Source organism: Streptomyces sp. MB09-02B, assembly GCF_033794485.1.
Classification (GTDB): Bacteria; Actinomycetota; Actinomycetes; order Streptomycetales; family Streptomycetaceae; genus Streptomyces.
The window spans coordinates 1-6,925 of sequence record NZ_JARGEE010000442.1; the positions used below are offsets into that span (position 1 = coordinate 1).

Below are 6,925 nucleotides of genomic sequence, written 5' to 3' on the forward strand. Positions count from 1 at the left end.
TTTTGGCACGCTGTTGAGTTCTCAAGGAACGGACGCTTCCTTTGTACTCACCCGAGCTACTCTCAGGCTTTCCTCCGGGCAGTTTCCCTTCGGTCTTGCGTTTCCGACTCTATCAGATCGTTTTCCGATCCGATTCCCTGTCGGGGGGATTTGCCTTTCGGCTATCTATTGACCTCGCGGTTTCCCTTGCGGCCTTTCGACATTCACTACGTTAGCCGATTCCCTCGGCAACTCATAATTGAGTGGTGCGGGCTGGAATCAGGGCATGCCTGAATCGCCCCCGCCGAGGGGATGTCGTAGGTAGTGGGTTGGCCGCTCTCGGCTGCTGGCTGATCGCCGTAACCGGTTCAAGCGGCTCGGGCTACGTTACGGATCGCCCAGGGGCGAGTCAAGTTGAGCGCCGACGGGGGACATGGGCTCGATAAGGGCTCACCGTCGGGTCGTTGGCGATCCAGAAGCGCCAGGGGTGGATGCCGCCGTCGCCGGCGACTCCCGTACGGGGACCGTTGAGTACCTGGTCAGAGATGACGGGGGTGCCGGTCAGGACGGTCAGGGGCGAGGCCTCGGACGTGCAGGCGTCCGTGCCGTCCAGGGCTCGGTCCACGTCCAGGGCCGTGGCCAGACGGGCCGGGCCTTTGGCCAGTTCTTTGTCATTTCGGGCCGAGATTCGACGTTTGCGGGCGAGTTCGGCGCCCTCGGTGATCTCGCCCGCGCGCAGCAGGACCGCGCTCGCCCGGCCCTCCGGACCGCACACGAGGTTCATGCAGTGCCACATGCCGTAGGTGAAGTAGACGTACACGTGTCCGGGCGGGCCGAACATCACGCCGTTGCGGGCTGTGCGACCGCGATAGGCGTGGGAGCCGGGGTCGTTCGCACCGTCATAGGCCTCGACCTCCGTGAGACGGAGTGCGATCGGACCCTCCGTAGTGGTGCGGACGAGGACGCGCCCGAGGAGGTCCGGCGCCACCTCCAGTACGGGGCGGTCGAAGAACTCGCGGGCGAGGGGCGTACGGTCGGTGCTCGCGATCATGGCGTACGAGCGTAGTCCAGACGGGTGCGTACCGACGGGTGGCGTGGGGGCGTCCTCCTTGGAAGGGTGAAGGAGCGGGAGGACGCGGAACCGGGCGTCGTCGGTTTGCGTTTGTAGGGATCAAGGCTCCGCGCCACGCAGAGCGATCCACACCACAGAGAACACAGAACCACGCAGATACGCAGGCGTTTGCCTGACGGGAGGAACAGACATGGGGTTCAAGCGGCTGCTCGCGAGCCTGGGAGCCGGTGGTGCTTCGGTCGAGACGGTGTTGACCGAGATCAACGTCGTCCCGGGCGGTGTCGTCCAGGGTGAGGTGCGGATCCAGGGCGGCTCCGTGGACCAGCAGATCGAGGCGCTGTCCGTCGGACTTCAGGCCAAGGTCGAGGTCGAGGGTCAGGACGCGGAGTACAAGCAGGACATCGAGTTCACCAAGCAGCGGCTCGGTGGTGCCTTCGAGCTGAAGGCACAGGCCGTGCACGTGGTGCCCTTCGGGCTGGAGATCCCGTGGGAGACGCCGGTCACCACGATCCAGGGGCAGACGCTGCCCGGGATGCACATCGGTGTGACCACCGAGCTGGAGATCGCGCGCGCGGTCGACTCCGGTGACCTGGACCCGATCAACGTGCACCCGCTGCCCGCGCAGCAGGCTCTCCTGGACGCCTTCATCCAGCTGGGCTTCCGCTTCAAGAACGCGGACATGGAGCGCGGTCACATCCGCGGGACCCGGCAGAAGCTGCCGTTCTACCAGGAGATCGAGTTCTACCCGCCGCAGCAGTACCACGGCCTGAACCAGGTCGAGTTGAGCTTCGTCGCCGACGAGCGCGAGATGGACGTCGTGCTGGAGATGGACAAGAAGCCGGGGCTGTTCAGCGAGGGCAGCGACTCGTTCCGTTCCTTCAAGGTGGGTCTGCACGACTACCAGAGCACGGACTGGGCGGCGTACCTCAACCAGTGGCTGTCCGAGGTCGGCAGCAAGCGCAGCTGGTTCTAGGCTCGGCACGACCACTGGAACCACACCTACCCCGGATCCATCAGGAGGTATCGAGGTGACCGAGCCGAAGAGGCCGCCGCTCCCCCACGATTTCCACCCGGTCGTGCCGTCCTTCACGGTCGCGAGCGAGGACGTCGAGGCGGGTTCCACGCTCAAGGACGCCCAGGTCTACGCGGAGGGGAACATCTCGCCGCAGCTGCGCTGGGAGGGCTTCCCGCCGGAGACCAAGAGCTTCGCCGTGACGTGCTACGACCCGGACGCCCCCACGGGGAGCGGGTTCTGGCACTGGGTCGTGTTCGACATCCCGGCATCGGTGACGGAGTTGCCGACGGGTGCCGGCTCGGGGAAGTTCGAGGGACTGCCCGAGGGCGCCGTCCAGGTGCGCAACGACTACGGGACGAAGGACTTCGGCGGGGCCGCCCCGCCGCCCGGCGATCCGGCCCACCGGTACGTGTTCACGGTGTACGCCGTGGACCAGGAGAAGCTCGGTCCGGATTCGGACGCTTCGCCGGCCGTGGTCGGGTTCAACCTGCGGTTCCACACCCTGGCCCGCGCACAACTCATCGGTGAGTACGCCGCCGTGGCGGAATAGTAACGAAGCTGGACGTTCATTGAACGTTTGCCCGTCCCTGGTCTTGGAAGTGATCAGGGACGGGCATTTTTTATTGCGTTGTCCATCTCGGCGTGCCCGGCCAGAGTTGATCCAAGCCTGCCGGGGGGTGGGCTGGCACAGGAGGTGGGCTGGGATGCGGGACACGCTGGTACTGAACGCGAGCTTCGAGCCGCTGTCGACGGTGACGCTCAACCGAGCCGTCGTGCTGGTACTGCAGGACAAGGCCGTCGTCGAGCAGACCCACCCCGAGCTGCGCATGCGCGGAGCCGCGGTCGACATACCGGCGCCCCGGGTGATCAGGCTCTGCCGCTATGTGCGGGTGCCGTTCCGAAGACAAGCGCCGTGGTCGAGGCGGGGTGTGCTGGTACGGGACAGGCACAGGTGCGCGTACTGCGGTCGTCGGGCGACGACCGTCGACCATGTGGTGCCGCGGTCGCGGGGCGGTGGGGACACCTGGCTGAACACGGTGGCTTCTTGCGCCGAGGACAACCACCGCAAGGCGGACCGGACTCCGGAGCAGGCGGGTATGCCGCTGCTGCGGCAGCCGTTCGAGCCGACGCCGGCCGATGCGATGCTGCTGTCCCTGGGCCACGATGACTTCGATGCGCTGCCGGCCTGGCTGTCGCAAGGCGCCGCGTAGCGCCACTGGGGTTGATGTCGTTCGCGGGCTGCGGGTGCGTTGTGGCTGATCGCGCAGTTCCCCGCGCCCCTTAAAAGCAAAAGACTTGGGGCCCGCCCTTCTGCGGAAGGCGGGCCCATCGTCGTGTCTGCCCCTCAGTCGATCGCCGGCTTCTCGCGGCGTTCGCCGTTGCCGTCGGCGGGGCGGGGGACGGTCGGGCCGCCGCCCAGGTTGCCGAAGTTGCCCATCGCGCCGGAGAGGCCCTTGAGGGCGTCGCCGATCTCGCTGGGGACGATCCAGAGCTTGTTGGCGTCGCCCTCGGCGATCTTCGGGAGCATCTGGAGGTACTGGTAGGAGAGGAGCTTCTGGTCCGGATCGCCGGCGTGGATGGCTTCGAAGACCGTACGGACGGCCTGGGCCTCGCCCTCGGCGCGCAGGGCGGCGGCCTTGGCCTCACCCTCCGCGCGCAGGATCTGGGACTGCTTCTCACCCTCGGCGGTGAGGATGGCTGCCTGGCGCGTACCTTCGGCGGTGAGGATCGCGGCGCGCTTGTCACGGTCGGCGCGCATCTGCTTCTCCATCGAGTCCTGGATGGAGGTGGGCGGCTCGATCGCCTTCAGCTCGACGCGGTTGACGCGGATGCCCCACTTGCCGGTGGCCTCGTCGAGGACGCCGCGCAGGGCCGCGTTGATCTCCTCGCGGGAGGTCAGGGTCCGCTCCAGGTCCATGCCACCGATGATGTTGCGCAGGGTGGTGACGGTGAGCTGCTCGATCGCCTGGATGTAGCTGGCGACCTCGTAGGTCGCGGCGCGGGCGTCGGTGACCTGGTAGTAGATGACCGTGTCGATGTTCACGACCAGGTTGTCCTGGGTGATCACCGGCTGCGGCGGGAACGGCACGACCTGTTCGCGGAGGTCGATGCGGTTGCGGATGGAGTCGATGAACGGGACCACGATGTTGAGGCCCGCGTTGAGTGTGCGCGTGTAGCGGCCGAACCGCTCGACGATGGCCGCGCTGGCCTGTGGGATCACCTGGATGGTCTTGATCAGGGCGATGAAGACCAACACCACCAGAATGATCAGGACGATGATGATCGGTTCCATCGTTTGCTCCCCGAGCCCTTCTCCGCCGTGTCGCTTCCTGAGATCTTGAAAGTCCCCAAGATCCTATGCCTGTCGAGGCCGTTCGAGACCGTTGAAGATCTTGTGGTCGAGTCTGGCAGAACACCGCCTGCCGGGTGGGTCGTTCACGCCACAGCGTCATCGCCTCGTGACCACGTCGTGCGAGGTCACATGACGATCGCCGTGGCTCCCTCGATCTCGACGACGTCCACTTCCTGTCCCACTTCGAAGGCCTGTCCGGTGTCGAGCGCTCGGGCGGACCAGACCTCGCCGCCCAGCTTGATACGGCCGCCCGCGCCGTCGACCCGCTCCAGGACGACGGCGTGTTTACCCCTCAACGCGTCGATCCCGGTGGCGAGTTGTGGCCGCTGTGATCTGTGCCGGGCCGCGATGGGCCGTACGACGGCGATGAGCGCGACGGAGACGATCGCGAAGACGACGACCTGGAGTACGACACCACCGCCCAGCCCCGCGACCGCGGCGCCGGCGACCGCGCCCAGGGCGAGCATTCCCAACTCGGGCATCGCGGTCACGACGAGGGCGATCCCGAGCCCGGCCGCGCCGATCAGCCACCACACCCATGCGTCGATGCTGTCCACATCGGCAATGGTAGAACCGCGATCGGGTCGCCGAACAGAGCGCACGGTCAAAGATCGCGTACAGAGGGCTCCCAAGTCGGGTGCGCCTGGGCCGGGTTGTGGCCCCCGCGCACCCGACCTGCGGTGATCAGGTGGGAGTTGGAGGTCAGGTGAGCGGCAGACCGTGGGCGGTCCAGCGCTCGCCGAGCTGGTCGACGACGAGCGGGAGGCCGAAGCAGAGGGAGAGGTTGCGGGAGGTGAGCTCCAGCTCCAGCGGGCCCGCGGCCAGGACCTTGCCCTGACGGATCATCAGGACGTGGGTGAAGCCCGGGGGGATCTCCTCGACGTGGTGCGTGACCATGATCATGGACGGGGCGATCGGGTCGCGGGCGAGGCGGCCGAGGCGGCGTACGAGGTCCTCGCGGCCGCCGAGGTCGAGGCCGGCGGCGGGCTCGTCGAGGAGCAGCAGTTCGGGGTCCGCCATCAGGGCACGGGCGATGAGGGTGCGCTTGCGCTCGCCCTCGGAGAGGGTGCCGAACTTGCGGTCGACGTACTCGGTCATGCCGAGGCGGTCGAGGAAGGCGCGGGCCCGCAGCTCGTCGACCTCCTCGTAGTCCTCGTTCCAGGTGGCCGTCATGCCGTACGCGGCGGTCAGCACGGTCTGCAGGACGGTCTGGCGCCGGGGGAGCTTCTCCGCCATGGCGATGCCGGCCATGCCGATGCGGGGGCGCAGTTCGAAGACGTCGACCTTGCCGAGGGTGTCGCCGAGGATCGTGGCGGTGCCCTTGCTGGGGTAGAGGTAGCTGGACGCGATGTTCAGGAGGGTGGTCTTGCCGGCGCCGTTCGGCCCGAGGATGGCCCAGCGCTCGCCCTCCTTGACCGACCAGGAGACCTGGTCCACCAGAGCCCGGCCCTCGCGGACCACGGATACGTCCTCCAGCTCCAGAACATCGCTCATGAGCGCGCTGTCTCCCCTTGCAGTGTCGGCCTGACTCGGCTGTCGCGTACGCCTGTGGTTGGAGCCACCGCCGGGTGGGCGCAGCCCATAGGGAAATCTACGCCACCGGTCGGGCCACCCATCGCCTCGGTCGTCCTTAGGGTGGGGGCATGCTCTCCGAACCACGCTCAGGACGCCTCACCTCATGGGGAAATGCCCTTCTTGCCGGACTTGTCTCACCGGATGACGCGGTGCACACGATTGTCGGCGAGGACGCGGTGCACCGGGTGGAGGGGTTGCCCGGCGAATCGGGGGCGGTCGGGCTGACGCTCGGGCTGGGGCGGTTGCGGGCGCTCGGGGTGACCGGGTTGCGGGTCGCGCTGCCGGCGCCGGGGCATCCGCTGGGGCTGAGCGGGCCGCCGGAGTTCAACAAGCGGGCGCTGGAGGCGGAGGAGGCGGTCGTCTGCCACGGGGGTGCGCTCGGGCTGGTGCCGGAGGTGTCCTCGGTCGGGCCGGCGGGCGACGAGCACGTGGAGGTCGTCTGGCACTGCCTGGAGGTGCGGGAGGCGCCGCCGGCCGACGTGCCGTCTCTCGGGGAGGCCGAACGGGAGTTGGCGGAGGCGCTCCGGGAGGCGACGGCGGTGTTGTCGAGGCTGGACGTCGCGGCGTCCGGGCCGGTGGCCGAGGCGGCGATCGACGCGTACCGGGCTCGGGCCGAGCGGGGGCGGGACGTGTTGGCGCCCGGGTATCCGCCGCGTGCGGTACGGGTGCTGGAGCTGGCGCAGCGGATCGGGCTGCTGATCTCCGTGGCGGTCGAGAACGGGCACGGCGGGGCCGTGAGCGCGTCCGAGATGGCCTCGCGGACGGCCGCGCTGCGGCCGGTGGAGCGGACGGCTCGGCGGGCGCAGGTGGCGGCGTACAACGCGTTCGTGGAGGAGCGGGAGCGGGGGCGGTAGGGGGCCAGGGCGCGCCCGGGCCTGGGTGCGTCGTTGCCCGGTGGCGTTGCCCGGTGGCGTTGTCCGGCGTCGGGGGG

At 68.3% G+C, this 6,925-nt stretch carries 8 protein-coding genes; 4 read left to right on the plus strand and 4 right to left on the minus strand.

The genetic code is table 11. The features are described 5' to 3' along the window. Nucleotides 1–388 precede the first annotated feature (388 nt). Nucleotides 389–1,030, minus strand: coding sequence for a DNA-3-methyladenine glycosylase (locus P1P70_RS37270; protein ID WP_319245662.1), 642 nt, complete (start codon nucleotides 1,028–1,030; stop codon nucleotides 389–391). Nucleotides 1,031–1,241: 211 nt separating this feature from the next. Between P1P70_RS37270 and P1P70_RS37275 the strand changes: the two genes are divergently transcribed. The 3 genes from P1P70_RS37275 (at nucleotide 1,242) to P1P70_RS37285 (ending at nucleotide 3,277) form a co-directional block, all read left to right on the plus strand. After that, entirely contained in the window at nucleotides 1,242–2,024 is a 783-nt protein-coding gene (locus tag P1P70_RS37275; protein WP_319245663.1) for a sporulation protein, read from the plus strand. Between the two features lie 55 nt (nucleotides 2,025–2,079). Beyond that, nucleotides 2,080–2,616 carry a YbhB/YbcL family Raf kinase inhibitor-like protein gene (locus tag P1P70_RS37280; RefSeq protein WP_319245664.1) on the plus strand — a complete coding sequence of 179 codons (537 nt, stop codon included), beginning with the start codon at nucleotides 2,080–2,082 and terminating at the stop codon, nucleotides 2,614–2,616. Nucleotides 2,617–2,770: 154 nt separating this feature from the next. Next, nucleotides 2,771–3,277: an HNH endonuclease gene (locus P1P70_RS37285; protein ID WP_033529234.1), complete on the plus strand. Its 507-nt coding sequence runs from the start codon at nucleotides 2,771–2,773 to the stop codon at nucleotides 3,275–3,277. Between the two features lie 134 nt (nucleotides 3,278–3,411). On the opposite strand, the gene P1P70_RS37290 is transcribed toward P1P70_RS37285, so the two are convergent. The 3 genes from P1P70_RS37290 to P1P70_RS37300 all read right to left on the minus strand — a co-directional run bounded on the left by P1P70_RS37290 (nucleotide 3,412) and on the right by P1P70_RS37300 (nucleotide 5,913). Further along, the gene (locus P1P70_RS37290) at nucleotides 3,412–4,359 is read right to left on the minus strand and encodes an SPFH domain-containing protein (RefSeq protein ID WP_239753134.1); all 948 of its coding nucleotides are present in this window, start codon (nucleotides 4,357–4,359) and stop codon (nucleotides 3,412–3,414) included. Nucleotides 4,360–4,544: 185 nt separating this feature from the next. Then, the gene (locus P1P70_RS37295; protein WP_319245667.1) at nucleotides 4,545–4,976 is read right to left on the minus strand and encodes an NfeD family protein; all 432 of its coding nucleotides are present in this window, start codon (nucleotides 4,974–4,976) and stop codon (nucleotides 4,545–4,547) included. A gap of 145 nt (nucleotides 4,977–5,121) precedes the next feature. Next, a complete protein-coding gene (locus P1P70_RS37300) occupies nucleotides 5,122–5,913 on the minus strand; it encodes an ABC transporter ATP-binding protein (protein ID WP_184895826.1) in 792 nt (263 codons plus the stop codon). 149 nt (nucleotides 5,914–6,062) lie between these two features. Here P1P70_RS37300 and P1P70_RS37305 point away from each other — a divergent pair, with 149 nt between their 5' ends. After that, nucleotides 6,063–6,848, plus strand: coding sequence for a hypothetical protein (locus tag P1P70_RS37305; RefSeq protein ID WP_319245670.1), 786 nt, complete (start codon nucleotides 6,063–6,065; stop codon nucleotides 6,846–6,848). Nucleotides 6,849–6,925 lie beyond the last annotated feature (77 nt).